The sequence below is a fragment of the Shewanella profunda genome (assembly GCF_023283765.1).
Lineage (GTDB): Bacteria > Pseudomonadota > Gammaproteobacteria > Enterobacterales > Shewanellaceae > Shewanella > Shewanella profunda.
Genome location: NZ_JAKILG010000070.1, coordinates 1 through 14,966, shown reverse-complemented (window position 1 = coordinate 14,966; position 14,966 = coordinate 1). Strand labels below are relative to the sequence as shown.

General features: G+C 43.5%; 11 protein-coding genes, 1 tRNA gene, 1 rRNA gene and 4 pseudogenes. 10 read left to right on the top strand and 7 right to left on the bottom strand.

The genetic code is table 11. The features are described 5' to 3' along the window. From rrf to L2744_RS20420, 4 genes and pseudogenes are all read left to right on the top strand, one after another. Positions 1 to 103 (top strand): 5S ribosomal RNA (rrf, locus tag L2744_RS20435); the annotation flags it as partial. Positions 104 to 139: 36 nt separating this feature from the next. Beyond that, positions 140 to 216 (top strand) — tRNA-Asp (locus L2744_RS20430). Positions 217 to 432: 216 nt separating this feature from the next. Next, positions 433 to 555 (top strand): annotated as a pseudogene (locus L2744_RS20425) (helix-turn-helix domain-containing protein); the annotation flags it as partial. Between the two features lie 272 nt (positions 556 to 827). Then, positions 828 to 1,062 (top strand): annotated as a pseudogene (locus L2744_RS20420) (integrase core domain-containing protein); the annotation flags it as partial. Positions 1,063 to 1,205: 143 nt separating this feature from the next. On the opposite strand, the gene L2744_RS20415 reads toward L2744_RS20420, so the two are convergent. Then, the gene (locus tag L2744_RS20415; RefSeq protein WP_248993602.1) at positions 1,206 to 1,415 is read right to left on the bottom strand and encodes a helix-turn-helix domain-containing protein; all 210 of its coding nucleotides are present in this window, start codon (positions 1,413 to 1,415) and stop codon (positions 1,206 to 1,208) included. Positions 1,416 to 1,544: 129 nt separating this feature from the next. Between L2744_RS20415 and L2744_RS20410 the strand changes: the two genes are divergently transcribed. From L2744_RS20410 to L2744_RS20400, 3 genes are read left to right on the top strand one after another with little or no spacing between them, the layout of a single operon-like run. Continuing rightward, entirely contained in the window at positions 1,545 to 1,760 is a 216-nt protein-coding gene (locus L2744_RS20410; protein WP_248993601.1) for a hypothetical protein, read from the top strand. 9 nt (positions 1,761 to 1,769) lie between these two features. After that, positions 1,770 to 2,948: a tyrosine-type recombinase/integrase gene (locus tag L2744_RS20405; RefSeq protein WP_248993600.1), complete on the top strand. Its 1,179-nt coding sequence runs from the start codon at positions 1,770 to 1,772 to the stop codon at positions 2,946 to 2,948. Next, entirely contained in the window at positions 2,945 to 3,820 is an 876-nt protein-coding gene (locus L2744_RS20400) for an HD domain-containing protein (protein ID WP_248993599.1), read from the top strand. The genes L2744_RS20405 and L2744_RS20400 overlap by 4 nt, the downstream gene beginning before the upstream one ends. Positions 3,821 to 3,832: 12 nt before the next feature. Here the strand turns inward: L2744_RS20400 and L2744_RS20395 are convergent, their stop codons facing one another. Genes L2744_RS20395 through L2744_RS20385 form a run of 3 tightly spaced genes read right to left on the bottom strand, consistent with a single transcriptional unit; the run spans position 3,833 to position 9,803 of the window. Then, a complete protein-coding gene (locus tag L2744_RS20395; RefSeq protein ID WP_248993598.1) occupies positions 3,833 to 6,931 on the bottom strand; it encodes a tyrosine-type recombinase/integrase in 3,099 nt (1,032 codons plus the stop codon). Then, positions 6,916 to 9,189 (bottom strand): hypothetical protein, encoded by a 2,274-nt coding sequence (locus tag L2744_RS20390; protein ID WP_248993597.1) that lies wholly within the window; start codon positions 9,187 to 9,189, stop codon positions 6,916 to 6,918. The genes L2744_RS20395 and L2744_RS20390 overlap by 16 nt, the downstream gene beginning before the upstream one ends. Then, positions 9,189 to 9,803 carry a hypothetical protein gene (locus L2744_RS20385; RefSeq protein WP_248993596.1) on the bottom strand — a complete coding sequence of 205 codons (615 nt, stop codon included), beginning with the start codon at positions 9,801 to 9,803 and terminating at the stop codon, positions 9,189 to 9,191. Before L2744_RS20385 ends, L2744_RS20390 begins: the two co-directional genes overlap by 1 nt. A 241-nt stretch (positions 9,804 to 10,044) precedes the next feature. Between L2744_RS20385 and L2744_RS20380 the strand changes: the two are divergent. After that, positions 10,045 to 10,771 (top strand): annotated as a pseudogene (locus L2744_RS20380) (DUF4113 domain-containing protein); the annotation flags it as partial. 91 nt (positions 10,772 to 10,862) lie between these two features. After that, entirely contained in the window at positions 10,863 to 11,165 is a 303-nt protein-coding gene (locus L2744_RS20375; RefSeq protein WP_248993595.1) for a hypothetical protein, read from the top strand. A 54-nt stretch (positions 11,166 to 11,219) separates the two neighbouring features. Here L2744_RS20375 and L2744_RS20370 read toward each other — a convergent pair whose 3' ends face one another. Both L2744_RS20370 and ubiU read right to left on the bottom strand, forming a co-directional pair. Beyond that, a complete protein-coding gene (locus L2744_RS20370) occupies positions 11,220 to 12,107 on the bottom strand; it encodes a U32 family peptidase (protein WP_248993594.1) in 888 nt (295 codons plus the stop codon). A gap of 37 nt (positions 12,108 to 12,144) precedes the next feature. Next, complete coding sequence (gene ubiU, locus L2744_RS20365) at positions 12,145 to 13,155, bottom strand: ubiquinone anaerobic biosynthesis protein UbiU (RefSeq protein WP_248993593.1); 1,011 nt, start codon at positions 13,153 to 13,155, stop codon at positions 12,145 to 12,147. A 145-nt stretch (positions 13,156 to 13,300) separates the two neighbouring features. Between ubiU and ubiT the strand changes: the two are divergent. Further along, positions 13,301 to 13,835 (top strand): annotated as a pseudogene (gene ubiT, locus L2744_RS21615) (ubiquinone anaerobic biosynthesis accessory factor UbiT). A 453-nt stretch (positions 13,836 to 14,288) separates the two neighbouring features. On the opposite strand, the gene nrdD reads toward ubiT, so the two are convergent. Then, positions 14,289 to 14,849 carry an anaerobic ribonucleoside-triphosphate reductase gene (gene nrdD / locus L2744_RS20355; protein ID WP_312018329.1) on the bottom strand — a complete coding sequence of 187 codons (561 nt, stop codon included), beginning with the start codon at positions 14,847 to 14,849 and terminating at the stop codon, positions 14,289 to 14,291. Positions 14,850 to 14,966 lie beyond the last annotated feature (117 nt).

Genomic DNA, 14,966 nt, shown 5'->3' with positions numbered 1-14,966 from the left:
GCATTGTGGAACCACCTGATCCCATCCCGAACTCAGAAGTGAAACGCAAACGCGCCGATGGTAGTGTGGGGTCTCCCCATGTGAGAGTAGGTCATCGCCAAGCGCCTAATTTAGGTTAATGTGTAGACGTTAAGCTAAAGGAGCGGTAGTTCAGTTGGTTAGAATACCGGCCTGTCACGCCGGGGGTCGCGGGTTCGAGTCCCGTCCGCTCCGCCAACATTCATGAAGCCCATGCTATTAAATAGCATGGGTTTTTTGGTTTTTATAGATCCAATATTTCTATTTCTCTCTTCGTGACCGTGACCAACACGTGACCAACACGTGACTTCAACTCAATTTTAACCGAGGGTCAATTTTTAGTATTTTGCCACGTAATACTATTTACATTAATTATGTGATCTAATTGGTTATCACTTTTTAATCATACGAAATATGAATAATCCCAACTTCACAGCCTTAGTGAAATCGGGGAAAAGCGCACGCAAACGTATGCGCTATCTTGCCTTACTTCATTTCAGCGCAGGTCATTCTCGTACCGATATCGCAAGCATGCTCTAGGTCAGGAACCAGTGTGATACCAATTGTATTAAAAGCGGGAGTCCAACGCGCTTTAGACTGAGGCATTGTGGTACTATGTCGAAAGCCTTAAACGCAGTATAAAGCGCGTTGCCATGCCGTTAACATCAGTTGCCCTTCGGGAGCCACATAGGCATCCCACTCCCGTGTTGCATTGACTTAAAAGGAAATAACCATTTCTGCGTCAATGCGCCTTGATTGAAATACCAGTGAGGCTTTGAACTGATTAGATACTTAATGTAATTGGTATTACAGAATGGGCAAAACAGCATGAGATCCGGATTGGCTACATTCAGCCTGGCAAATCGCAGCAAAATGCGTACATAGAACGTCACAATGATACGACCCGGCATAGCTGGGTAAGCAAAAATTTATTTTATACGCTTGAAGAAGTTCAGGGCTATGCTTCAAAATAGGTATGGTTATTACAATAATGAGCGGCCACACAAAGTTAGTGGTGGAAAGCTACCATTTATGGCCGCATAACCCCTATTTTAACTGTTGTTAAAATAGGGTTATTACCCAATAAGGCTGCGGATAGCTGAGTAAGATAGGCAATGTTGAACGACTTTACATACATCTGAATCATTGCACGACACTCATTTTATTATCTCAATTATTGCCCAACGTCAATTATTAGTATTATCTAGCTCAAACAGATCACCCACCTGTATATCTAAATATTTGCAAAGCACCTCAATCACATCAAGCTCCACTCTTGTTGCTGTTTCATTGTACAACCGATGGAGGGTATTTCTGTTTATGCCTGTATCTCGTGATACTTCTGCAATTTTTTGTTTTCTCTCGCCCAAAATCCGAGACAAGTGACACTTTACCATAAAATCCTTCCTGAAGTTAAAAAATACCTGTAGAAGAGAAAAAATACTTGCAATAGTTTATTTTAGTGCTAAATTCTCTTCTGTGGGTCATTTTTTGTTTTTAGAAGAGAAAAAAGCGAGGATTTTATTATGCCATACACCTATCTTACAACAGAAGAACTATCAGTGCGTATCCGTTATGACGTTCGTACTATCCGTCAGTGTTTGAAAGATAAACAATTATTTGAGGGGGTGCACTACATTCGGCCTTTCGGTGGGCGGAAACTTCTCTACATCTGGGAACGAGTTGAGGAGTCTATGTTGCTTGGTGCCTCTGCCCATGATCTGATTAATCAGATGAACTAGGAGGTTGCCATGGGAACAGTAAATAGCCGTGATGGGAAACTTTATTTGGATTTTCGCTATAAGGGGGGGCGCTGCCGAGAGCAGACGAGTCTTGTTGATAATTCAACTAATCGGCAGAAGCTAAATAGGTTGCTAACGCTACTCGAACAGCAAATGAAGGCTGGTAGCTTTGATTATGGGCATCATTTCCCTGATAGTCCTAAAGCTGAGTATTTCAGACAACTTGCCAAAGTTAGCCAACTTAAAGCTTCGGGAGGACGGATGCTGTTTGGCACTTTCGCCAACCTTTGGTTAGTTGAAAAGAGAGTTGAGTGGCGAGCCAGTCAAATTGAGACCGTTGAAGGTATCTTGAGGTGCCATCTGTTACCTGCACTGGGGGATAGTATGATTGCCACTATTAGTAAGACTGACATTCTTGGCTTTCGCACTAGGCTGTGCGAACCGGATCTGGCCACCTTAAAAATTTTATCAACCTCTCGCATCAACCATATCATGACATATTTGCGATTGATCCTGAATGAGGCTGCTGAACGTTTTGAATTTCAGAGCCCGTGGCGAAATATCAAGGCGTTACCTATGCCAAGAAGTGAAATTAAGCCATTTTCTCTCAACGAAGTATACAGAATTATAGAGAATGTAAGAACAGATTTCCGTACTTACTACCTCGTTAGGTTCTTCACGGGGATGAGAACAGGAGAAATCGATGGCCTGACCTGGGAGCATATTGATTTTACAAACAGACTGATCCACATCCGCCAGTCACTGGTACGTGGCAGCCTTGGCCCAACTAAAACGCCTGGTTCATGCCGAGCTATTGCAATGAACCAGCCAGTATATGAAGCACTTCAGACCCAACGTGAGCAAACCGAGACTCAGAGCAACTTCGTGTTTTGTAACCAGCGTGGTGACGCACTGAGTCATCACAATGTCACCAAACGCGTTTGGTATCCACTGCTGAAAAGTTTGGGGCTCGAAAAGCGAAATCCTTATCAGACAAGACATACAGCAGCAACCCTTTGGCTCGCTGCTGGAGAGAGTCCGGAATGGATTGCTCGACAGTTAGGGCACGCCAATACTGGTATGTTATTTAGGGTTTACTCGCGCTATGTACCTAATTTATTGGGGCAAGACGGTGCAGCATTTGAACGGTTGATTGGCAATGGACCCAAAGTGGAGTCGTCAAAATGAATATCAGATCCCGAACAAATAATGCAGATGACTTGGCCTGGGTTCATCTGATTGAGCGCAGAGAACAGGTAGAGTTGTGGCAATTTAGCTGCTTAAGAGAGTGTTATACTCTTGAACTATCCCCTAATGTTATGGAAGGTGTAGAACCTGACGGGCAACTAGTGATGGTTCAATGGAATCATTGTGATGATTTGCAACGGGTAAAAATAACTTTGAGTATTCCTGAGGTCACTGATAAAACTGTTGTGCATCATCATTTTAAACTCGTACCAGCAGGTTGTGAGTCGATCATTATCGATATCTGGGGGATTTTGGGGCTTATTCATGATGAGGCATTGAGACGTTTTTACTTAGCAGTGTTACTCAACAATGAGTTGATGGGGCAGTTTTTTACCGCCAGAGCGAGTCGTAGTCACCATCATAATCATTCTTGTGGATTACTGGAGCATAGTCATGAGGTGGCGGTGACAGCGGCTATGCTTTGTTGGCGTTATAATGTAGGGCCCTTGAGTGTATGTGTGGCTTTCATTGGGGGTCTTTTGCACGACATAGGTAAAATTCACCTTTTTTACAATGCAGATACTCGGGATGGCATTGCGGGTTCTCACGAGTCTTACAATTTTATGGTGTTGGCTGGACCTTTGGAGGCATTGCATCGTAGTTCCCCCAAGATTTTTGAGGCGTTGAGTAGTTGCTTTTCGGTCAAGGTAGGGCGCCGCTCAGAGGCTTATCTTCCAGCCTCTATGGTGAGACTATGTGACAATCTATCCATGGAAGTATGTCATTGGCGCACCGCTTTTGCAGACGTGCCTCCCCATCATTGGTACGCACATTCCGCCATGAACGATCAATGGTATAAGCGGCTTGGGTGAGGCGTGGGGGCATTATTTCTGCTCCCATTGCCTTATTTGTTCCGCTTTGAATAGGATGATCGCCAGCCGGTGGAATACGGTTTGCAATGCCGGGGAAGAATATTGGCTTATTGCTTTGCCACCGTTGCTTTTGATGTGTTTTTGTTCATTGGTATGACGTAAAAATAATCTTCCAGTTCCTTCTGGATATTCGTTTATTTTCTGTAACGTGTCGCGAGTTATTTCGATATCGGGGTGACATCGCCACTGATTATATGTTTTGCCATATTGATAACGCAGTTTAAGATGCCAGCGCTTCCAGGTAAAAAGTTGGCTTACCAACGCCATGAATCGCTGAAACTCTGTCGCTTTATCAAAGAAGATCGACGTGTGGCTGCTGGTTGTATGCGTCAGACAATACTGAATAGCCCATCGTAATTCGACTTTTCCTTCTTTGCTCGACTTGAGCTTGCTACATGCTTGTAACGCTGAATAAATATCCTTTCGATCAGCAATGTCAGTAGGTTCTGCGGGTAGCAGTGCATAGCAACGTTTTTTTGAAAATAATCGGTCAATGTTTTGTGGTGTTTTTAACATCCGAAGTGCAGTTGCAGCATCAAGCCAGCGTTGGACCTGTTCTAGGGGGAGGCGATAATGAAGTGCGACTTCTTGATAGTCATGACCAAGCTCAATCCTCCTGAGTATAGCCAAGGCCTGAATGTAGTGACTGCTTTTTTCAACCTCGTTGTTCTGAAGGACTGTACTTTGACGAATGCTGTTCACTGGGCTCATAAAAGGTGAGAGCCGTTTTTTAAAGAATGGCAGTAAACGTACAGGGGTTATGTTTCCTGATTTTTGCATCACTCTATAACGATAAGGGCGTACTCCAAGTACCACTTTCGCAGTGCCAGCAGGTATTTCTTGGGCATTTACCGCCAAATGGCTGCCCAGTAGTATGTCGGTGAAATGTAAGTAGCTTCTGAATGTTGTGTCTGGGCTGCTATGGCCTGCAAACACAGCCAGCGCAGAATATCTGTCACGTAACCGTCCTTCACCAAATATCAATTTACGTATTATCTTCCGTTGCGAGGGGGTGTACGGCAGCATAGCCTTCACTACTTCTGGCAAGCCGATCAGGTCATCATGTGCAAGAAGCTGAAGTCTGGACAATGCCGTATGGCGTAGATGATACAGTCGATAATAAATACCGCCGGTTAATTGAGACAATATCTCTTTCATCATCAAGGATATTTGACGAGTGTTTAACACTTCAAAGGGATTTCCATCTGCGTGAATGAGCAATTCGGCATAGTGGTTATGGCAAGCCAAAAGACGTTCACTAAGATGGCTTTCCACCAAAAGCTTTTCGTTGTCAGTCAGTAAAGGCAATAAAGGCACTTTTCGAAGCGCTGAGTCGGTTTTGTTATGTCCGTGGCGACTTTCACGAACAAATAGCCAGCCGACAGAAGAGGGCTCGATGTCTTTTAGACGCAGTTTGGCGACTTCTCCTGGTCTGAGACCAGTTCGATAAGCAATGATGAGAAAGCACTTTAATATCCGTTTGGCAGCATGGTTTAAGTCTTCTAAATAATCAATTTGACGCAGCAGGGCTGAAAACAGTACCTCATCAACAATGGCGGCACTCACATGGGGAGTAATATCGCTCCCTTCGCTTAGTTGCTGATTAAGAGGAGGGAGATCAAATTTCTGTTGTGCGAATGAGTGTAGGTTCTCAAATCGACCGGCCTTATAGTGCTGTTCCCGCTGACTGTAGGTGCGATTCATAATTTCTTGATAAAGATCAATAAAATCGTCACTACTCAGACTGTATAGGTCAACGCCTGCGGTAGCGGCCAACCAGTCGCCCCCAATTGCTCCAAAATACCTATGAGCTGTTGATACTGCATTTTTCTCGGTAGTCATGTGATGGATAAGCCATTGAAGAAGGATCTCTTCGCTTGGGCGGAGGCTTGCTTGTGCTAGTTCTAGTTCCCGCAACTTACTGACAACATGAATCTTTCCTTGGGATTTTGCGTTATCGTGCTTAAGTATTTCTCTTATTTGATTCAGCAGGTATCGGTTACCTAGCTTAGAACTGCGTGATGACGGTGTTGCTGAACTGTTTGTTTGCGTTAGATCATACCATTGCTTGAATTGAGCAAAGCTCCTTACATTGCAGGATCCCGTTGTGCTTTTCAACAATCTGAACCAGTAAACACTTGGTAGAGATGCGCTTTTTTGACGTCCCAACGAATACTCTACCAACACTTGTGGTAGATCGACATTTAGTTGAGTCTCTGCAAAACAAACCCCGCCTTGTCGAAGTTGTGTTATTGGAAGATCAAGCTTGAGTTCAGACTTGATTATCTCTAAACATTTTGTAATTGATTTGGGGTAACGCCAATTTTTGGGTCTGAAACTTAGGAATTGCTTCATCAGACCAAGGCTTATCGGGTCGGGGAAGAACTGAACTTCCACCTGAGCTTCATTGGGCCCTATACCGTCGTGATCGGTATAGAGGTTACTGGCAAAGTCCTTCCCATGATTTGGCCTCAACGTTAGCCAGCAAAGGTCCTTGTTGCCATTTAATGGTTTATCATCGGTTAATGCTTTAGCCAGAGCAGGCCATAGTGCAGGTCGGTTTAGGCCTCCATAGCAAATACAACTCATCAGCAATCTGGCAAAACATTGCTGGGGATCGGATGTTTTATCAAGATTGTCCAGCAAACCGTGAATTTTTGAAGCGAAATCAGAAGTATTGTGCTGCCAGGTCAAACTTCTCAGCGGTCGAACCCTACGAAGGGTGAGATAGTCTGAAGGTGGATTGATCTGCCAAAGTCCTTGTCGGTTACCCGTTTCTAATTGTCTGCAGATAAAAGAATATCCTCGGCGGTATGCTGTTTCCGATTTGAGGACCTTTCGCAGATCCGAGTCAACCTGTGGCCAAACTGCCGAAAATCGATCGTATTTCGGTTGTGTTTCAAACAGTTCAGGTAGATGTTGTTCAAGCACCGCCAGAGCTTGTTTTATTATCTTTATATAACTTTTTTGCCGAGCAGCGGTTCTCGATTGATGCCCCAATAGCCGTACTAGGGATTTTTTTTCAGTTGGGAGAATCAGTGGGTTTTCCATGCATCAACCACCGTAATGTCATGAGTGTTCAGTAGCGATTCGATATGCTGAGCGATGCGGTTGAGGTATTGAGTTGATAGCATGCTATGACGACCCATTGACTCTTCTCCGATATCTTCATGTCCCATCCAACCATCAATTTCTTCCGGAGCAACACCGATACGCTTTAATTCGCTGCGCATGTGATGTCTCCCCCAGTTCGCAGGCCAAGGTAACTGGTCGCCAAGAAATGCTTTTACTCTAGCAGGTGTGAGTTCTTGCGTAATTTTGGGGATGTTGTCCTGTTCTTGATGCTTTATAAAAAATAGAAGATTTCCTCTGCCAGTAATCGCTGCGTCAGCACGATTGGAAATGTCTTCTGCAATGAGCTGACTGCGCTTTTTCAACTCTTGAAGATGTTTTAGATAGTGTTCGAGTTGCATCACCGCTGTCTTTGGGAGTATTAGCGTTCTGGAGGCCACCCCATGGCGGTTTTCTTTATCGCTTATCCACCAGGAGTTGTTATGGCTGTTGAAATCTGTGCGTTGTCCCATCGGGGCGTTTACATCGCGGTGACCTGTTGCAAAAGTCAGTAGAGACCATACGTAGCAGACATAGTGATTATGTAGTGTTGCGAGTTCTTCCAAAGAATGCATTCGTTGGCGAGGGATTTGACTCCTCAGTATGCGGAAAAAATTGTACAAAGTCTGGGAAGGGAGATGTAATGCACTGCCCAGTTGCTTTTTGATGGGCTTAGCTATGGGGAGTTCCGGATCGATTTCAGCTATGTTGAATATTGAAATCACGTATTTGCGGTAGTTTTCGATCAGTTTATCCACATCGAAATTAGAGTAGCTCAGTGCAGGCTGGTTTCGGGGGGCTCGCCCTTTTATCAATCCGACTTCGGCACGATCCAGCCCGTTATTGAGATACCAGTGCTCCATAAATCGGGTAATTCTTCCAAGACTTAAACGGCATCGATGTCGCTTGTTAATGTTATTAATGACTGACTTCAAGTCCTCCGTGCCAACGTTTTGAGTGAGCTGATCTTGTAATATTTTAGGGAGCGGCAGCACCAAATGGTTTGTTGTTTTTTTCAAGCATTTTTCCAGTCTACCATCCTGTTTGCTAGCGGGTACTGAATGGCCGAGGTACAGGCAAGGGTGATTTTTGTAGTGTTTTAGAAAAAATGCATTTGAAGATTGTGCTAGTGAAATAGGATCTCGACCACATAGAAGACTCAGAAGCAGGGCTGAACAGCTTTCGGGGTCTACTCCATTCATAATTCCATCGGTCGTGAAGCTAATGAGCTGGCGTATATCCCATTCGGTAAGTTGATTGTAACTGCAGCTTAATGATAGCTGCATAATGCTCAATTTTTCGGTCAGACATTGATGCTGTATAGCCCGGACGGCTCTTGATGTTGGGGAACGGTTTATTTTTTGATTATGTGTTAAAGCACTATCTTCAATACGAAATGTTCGGCCTGCTGTTATTGTTAGAGCCTCATCTCGTTCTTGACCCGTCGTCGGTTTTGGGGAAATGACACATAGTTCTTTAACCTCTAAACCAGCGTCTTCAAATGCATCAATGGGATTGAGTTCGACGAAGATGTCAGAGTCTGAAGTAGGAGGTATTCTAATTCTTCTTCGCCGTCTTTCGGTCCAAGATAGCGCGTCTCTAAGCACTAAATCCAAGTAACCAATTCCGTATTCTTGCAGGGCAGGATACTTATGCTTACGTAGTTCTTTAAGTGCAGACACCAGTAGTTCAATTGATGATGTTTCATCTAATGCTGGCAGTATATCCAATAGCTTTCGATGCCTTGGATCCATCGCGACCAGACGTAGCTCTCGTAATGCATTTTCATTTCCGGAGGCTGCAATTTGTTGATTGTGGGTATAGCGAATGAAGCAAGCGATGAGAACGATAGATTGGTATGCCGTGTATTTTGTTATCCATTGTGGTGTTACATTGGGTGGTAACACTGCACAAATGGTGGCAGCAAATGGATATGATGTAAGATGCTTATTTTTCTTTAAAATTCCAAATATTTCAGTGTTGCTCACTGAGCCTGAAGACGTTTTTGTTATCAGAACCTTTACTAACCTATGCATCAGTTCAAATTGTTCCCAATAGCCTGCTGGAAATGCTTGAACACTGTAGGCGAGTTGCATTAACAGAGTTTGCTTGAGCTCTGGATTTAAATGCTCTGGCACAAGCCATTTGTTTAATAATTCCTTTAATTTTTTGCTGATGTTGCGTGCCGGAGGAGTCATTATTTGGGCTCCCATGGCATTGTTAATTCGGAGACAATATCGACAGAATCAGATGTTGGACATTTAGGAGACTGGCGTTGCCGCTGCTGAACCAGAGTGCCTCTCGAGATAGATAACAAATCACAAAATAGCTGGTCAGGTAGTGTATTTCTCTCAAAGAGTTCGCGTGAAAACTGCTCTGGCAGGCCATGGCGCCAGGCATCAATAAAAAACGCAACATTTTTAGAATTGATGGATAAACAGAGCAGTTGCAATAGTGACAACCATGCTTTTTTCTCAATTATTTCAGGCGTCAATTGGTCTTGAATGTTTGCTTCGTAAATCAGCAAAGTACCTTCTGGTGGGCGTCCGTTATCCCAAAAACTTGCTGCCCAAATAGGACTATAAAACTGAAATGTTCTAACACGATGTTTTGTCTTATTGCTTTTTACTCTCGAATCTGTGTGCTCCAAACAATATATTGTTTGGGAGGCAAATTCAGACCTGATACTTGCAGGTAGGGCATGTCGATTACAGAGCCCTGGGAATGATTGCATTACATCGAATGCATTTCTCACTGCAGGATGTAAAATCAACTCATGCTTGTCTTGGTACTTTAAAATCATTTGAGCCATCAGAATTCCATTTCGTGTGATTACGTGCTCCCTTTAATATAGCGCTCATTTTTTCACCTCCAAATTCAGATCAAATATTGATCACGAAAAAGATCGATTTTTGTGATCGTGATCGGTTTTGTTTCCTAAATCGAATTTATGAACAAGCCTTTAAAATTGTTTAAATATCAAACTACATAATGAGTTTCAGGTATTCCTAGCCCTGCAAGCTTGTTTAAATCCTTAATCATGGCGTACGTTTCTAAAACAGCTGGCTGTAAGTGACGTTTGGGGAATTGGGCGAAGAGTTAATGCCAAGCTCGGACTGATGAATATCCGTACTGCGTCTGACCTAGCGAACATGCCAGCAGGATTCGCTCGTAAACAGTTCAGAATTGAAGTCAAGCGTACAGTACGAGAGCTTAACGGCCAAGTATGCAAAATGTGTGGTGAAGCTAGGGCAGATAAGAAGCAGATATTCGCGACAAGAAGTATGGGTGAGCGCATCACTGATTTTAAGTCATTATTGCAAGCATTAAGTAAGCATGTTGGTATTGCGGCAACTAAAGCACGTAAGCAAGGCTCAACTGGCAAGACTATGCTGCTATTTGCTAGTCACTCACCTTATGATGAACGCCCTGTTAGCTATAAAACCGTGGTGTACTTTCTTTGTTCGACTAACTGTACGATAGAGCTGACTAAGGCTATCTGTGAAGCCGTACCCAATTTATTTCGTGAAGGTGTACGCTATTAAAATATAGGCGTAGGTTTGATTGATTTAGCCAGCGAGCGGCATAGCCAATTAGACTTATTCAATCCACCAACGGCAAAACCTGCATTAATGTCCACACTCGATCACATTATGCAACGATATGGTAGTGATACTCTATTTATTACTGCTCAAGGCATCATCAATGGGCAATGCGGCGAGACTTGTTGACACCTCATACACGACTAACTGGCGAAGTGTACCGCGCATTAAGTGCTAACGAGGTTATGTTCAGCTTGTTAGTTCTCGGTTGGTAAAGAGAAAGCTAATAAACACTGCACTAATAAGACACTATACGAAAGGAGAGTAATGTGCCTGAATTAGAAAACGATAAGGCCGTATTGCTAAAAGCAATCGAATTGATTCTTACCGATCCAAAGACTATCCGCGAAGAAACACTGAGCCTGAAACGCAAGTACGAAAAACGATATAATGGGAATCGAACAACAGAAGAAATCGAAGAGTATGCAGCAGATAAAATTATATCGAACTATTCCTATTGCACCGCCTTTATAGGTGGTGCCACTGCCTTAACTGGAATTATTCCTGGTCTTGGAACTCCATTCAAAATCGACAAAATACTTGCAGAGTTAATTTTCGAATTTGGTCCCTAGGTTATGGTTCAGATTCCTACTTAGATTTAGACTTTTAGCTAAGATTAAGTCCGACTAGGGATTCACATGCACAGCAAGGCCCGCTTCACCAAACCAATAACCGTTGCACTGGGTTATATCAAGGTTGCTATTCATTGAAAAATCCTGAGTATTTTTAGTCGCTTGAATCGTATCGACCAAAGCATTGGCTTTAGTGATGCAGTCAAGACTACTGGGTGATACTCGAAACACATCGACCCCCATTTGTGTCATTGCCGCTATTTCACTGCGTAAATCTAAACAGCTAGCGGATTGGGTTTGAATTCCATTGAGCCTGAGTAAAGGCTGCTGCTCTTGGGTTTGCGCGAGTAGTCCTTTACTGTATTCACGGCACACCGTTTCGCAATGATCTTTCGTGAGCTGTTTGTGTCTAGCGGTAAAGCAGCGCGCTGAATGGGCGAGTGGTAAATAGCCGTGGCCGAGCACTTCCACCTCAAATGACGGCTGTTCTTGAATCACTTGTTGCAACCAAGCCTTAGATAGCTCCACTGGCATCACAAATCTTTGCATTCCAAACCGCTGCAAGATGTCTAAACTAGCACGATTGTAGTTATTGATACTCGCGCCGCAGACAAAGGGTAACTTACGCTCTTTGGCAAGATACACTGCCGCCATATCGTTTGCTTCGACGATAAATTCACCGTTATCGACCTGGCGTTTGAGCTCAGTATATTCAGATGGCGCTTCGATTAAGGCCAGCGTCGAAAGCACGACTTCTTTACCCGCCTGCTTGAGCATTTGCGCCAGCTCTAGATAATCGCCCCACTTGAGTTCGCGTCTGCGGCTACAAACCGCCTCACCTAAATACACTAAGGGAATTTGACTGGCGGCGACTTGCTGGTAAAAGTCAGCGACTTGCTGTTTCTGCCAGCAATACAACAGTGATCCTAGGGAAATCTTCATAAGGTGTCCTTTGTCAATCTTGCTCTCTATTTACCTTTTATTGCCAATCGCGCTCGTAGGCGCCAAGCGTAGTGATCTGACCCTCGGATACTTTCGCTAGGGCTTGTTCCCAATGGGGTTGATTTTGGCTTTGTGAGTACAGCGCTGGATTATTTAGATAGGTGTCTATGGCTTGACGCCATACTCGAGTGACTTGTTCAACATAGGCTGGGCTGCGTTGACGTCCTTCGATTTTCAGCGACACTATGCCCGCCTTGGCTAGCTCTGGAAGTAAGCTTAAGGTATTCAAACTGGTTGGTGATTCGAGTAAATATTGCGGCGAATCTTGATCTGCTGTGATGTAACGGCCTTTGCATACCACGGGATAACCCATTTGTTCGTCGAGGGCCGATTTATCAATTAACACATCGTTGAGCCGGGTTAATCTGTTCTGTCCTTCTTCTTGCCAGCGTACGTGTTTTGCTGGTGAACAAGATCCACCTGTGTTGGGCGATTGGCCCGTTACATAGGATGACAGCTGGCAACGCCCTTCGGCCATAATGCACAGACTACCAAAGGCGAATACTTCCAAATCCACTGGGCTGACTTTAGCAAGATCCCGTACTTGTTTCATGGATAACACCCGTGGCAATACTACTCTGGCGATGTTAAAGGCTTCCTTATAAAAGCTCAGCGCCCCCAGATTGGTTGCACTGGCCTGCACCGATAAATGCAGTGGCAGGTTTGGATAGTGCCTATGGGCATAATCGAGTAAAGAAAGATCGGCGACAATTAATGCATCCATACCCAGTTTTGCCGCTAAATCGATAGCCTGATACCAACGATACTCTTCACCGGGCTTTGGAAAAGTATTTAAGGTCAAAAAGATTTTTTTGCCGTGCTTTTGCGTCAGCTCAGTGGCTTCTTGCAATTTTGCGGGGGTGAAGTTTAATCCTGCAAACGAGCGCGCGTTGGTGTCGTCTTTTAACCCTAGATACACAGCGTCGGCTCCGGCATGTAATGCCGACTTTAGCGAGGCCAGATTTCCTGCTGGACACAACAGCTCCATAGTAATGCTCCCGATAAAATGATAGCCGCTGAGTATAGGTAAGATTGAATGGCGATGAATTGATTTAAAACAGGTTTAAGATCATAAAATCCCGATAAAATGGGATATATCACGTTTTATTCTTGTAGGGTTCCCGCTATGTCCGCTGTTTTTTTTCGCAAAATTTGCTCAGCAACTTTTAGAGTTCACGCCAAAAGCCATCGGCTTTCCCCTTGCTAAGATGCCGTTTAGCCTCAAAGCAAAAGCCATCAGCCTACTGCTTGAAGTATTACTTGCCGAGCAAGCTGCTGACGATGAGCTTGGATTTTTGACGGATAAATGGGTCGTGATTCGAGTGGAAGATATAAACTTAGCCTTCGAAGTCAGTTTTAATGGAAAATGGCAAGTCAGAGCTCACCGATGCGCAGGTGACCTTCAGTGCCAACTCTGCTGAGTTAGTGGCGGCGGCGAAGGAAGATCCCGACACGCTATTCTTCCAGCGTAAGCTGAGTATTCAAGGTGATACTGAATTAGGACTTGAAGTGAAAAACCTGCTGTTAAGTATTGAATTTGCCAGTATGCCGATCCCAATTTGACTCAGCGTTGCAAAACTCGCAGCAGTGATTGAGCGTTTACAAATTGAATCTAAGCCAACAATAATCCTTGTTAAGTCTCCTCGTTTATTATGTACCCCTCATTGAAAAATACTAAACAGGTTGCTAAGCCGCCATCTAAGTGAGGTTAAGTTTGATTCAAAATTAATTGATTAACTATGGTCTGTTGATCCATGTACGGTCCGCGACTCAAAAGGTGGCTCTCAGATTTTCGATGGTCAAAACATCGGTAGAATGACTTGAATCCATGATGAAGTCCTCTGCGTTACCTTCCTGAGGTCAACTTGAGGTTGACATGGCTTTGACTATAGAGTTTATAGTCAAAGTCTTAATTTACAGATCGCAGTTAAAGTCATTAAAAAACAATCGCTTGGGTTGTTTTTTTGGGGTGGCGCCAAATGCCTAAGGTCCAGCGTATGCCGGATATCCAATGCCTAGCAAAGTTAAAATTAACTTACCGAACATTCATAAACATGCCGATATTAATATCGACTCAATAGTTTGTTATTTACCACATAGGTTGTTGACCTAAATGTTCTTTTACAGTGCATGAGTTTGTGCTGGTGACTGGTGATAATAACGCAAGTCGTGTTCTTTTCGACGCCCTAGACTAAAGGCCGATACGCGTTTTAAATAGCCAATAACACGGGTGCCGTAATCAATATTTTTTGACCCGCATTGATGACAATATTGTTGAGTTTGTTTGTCAATATGCTGGCATTCATTACAGATAGTAATTTTTACATTAACGCAAAAGTAATTACATCCTGTACGTGCTGCGACATTATATAAATTAAGATAATTTTTTACTGATAATTTTTCATCCAAATTTAAATGTAATGCAGAGCCCCCATCTAAGTAGCGGGTCATTTTTTCGCCATGCATAATAAATTTATCAAGATAATTAATGTTAGTATCTTCTACTGGGTAAAAATAGCTGTTATAGCAACTTCGATTAACAAAGTAACCCGCCTTTCTATCCCAAGCAGCATTCTTTATACCTAAGTTTTCAGCGGGAACAAACTCAGTATTAAATTTATATCCCCATTTTTGAGTGGCTTCTCGGTTAGCCTTATAAATAATTTGTAATTGTTGGTCCACAAAACGTCAGGGCGGGATTAAGCTTTGTTAAATCTCTTAACCAAAGAAAATCTCGCTCCTAAAATCACCATTCCATGCTGCCTTTCTTATTTTGGTTGGTTTACTGGCTTTTAGCGG

Coding starts and splice junctions, on each gene's coding strand:
- L2744_RS20390 (WP_248993597.1), bottom strand. CDS start 9,189: ATGACTCCTCCGGCACGCAACATCAGCAAAAAATTAAAGGAATTATTA.
- L2744_RS20385 (WP_248993596.1), bottom strand. CDS start 9,803: ATGGCTCAAATGATTTTAAAGTACCAAGACAAGCATGAGTTGATTTTA.
- ubiU (WP_248993593.1), bottom strand. CDS start 13,155: ATGGAGCTGTTGTGTCCAGCAGGAAATCTGGCCTCGCTAAAGTCGGCA.
- L2744_RS20415 (WP_248993602.1), bottom strand. CDS start 1,415: ATGGTAAAGTGTCACTTGTCTCGGATTTTGGGCGAGAGAAAACAAAAA.
- L2744_RS20410 (WP_248993601.1), top strand. CDS start 1,545: ATGCCATACACCTATCTTACAACAGAAGAACTATCAGTGCGTATCCGT.
- L2744_RS20370 (WP_248993594.1), bottom strand. CDS start 12,107: ATGAAGATTTCCCTAGGATCACTGTTGTATTGCTGGCAGAAACAGCAA.
- L2744_RS20405 (WP_248993600.1), top strand. CDS start 1,770: ATGGGAACAGTAAATAGCCGTGATGGGAAACTTTATTTGGATTTTCGC.
- L2744_RS20395 (WP_248993598.1), bottom strand. CDS start 6,931: ATGGAAAACCCACTGATTCTCCCAACTGAAAAAAAATCCCTAGTACGG.
- L2744_RS20400 (WP_248993599.1), top strand. CDS start 2,945: ATGAATATCAGATCCCGAACAAATAATGCAGATGACTTGGCCTGGGTT.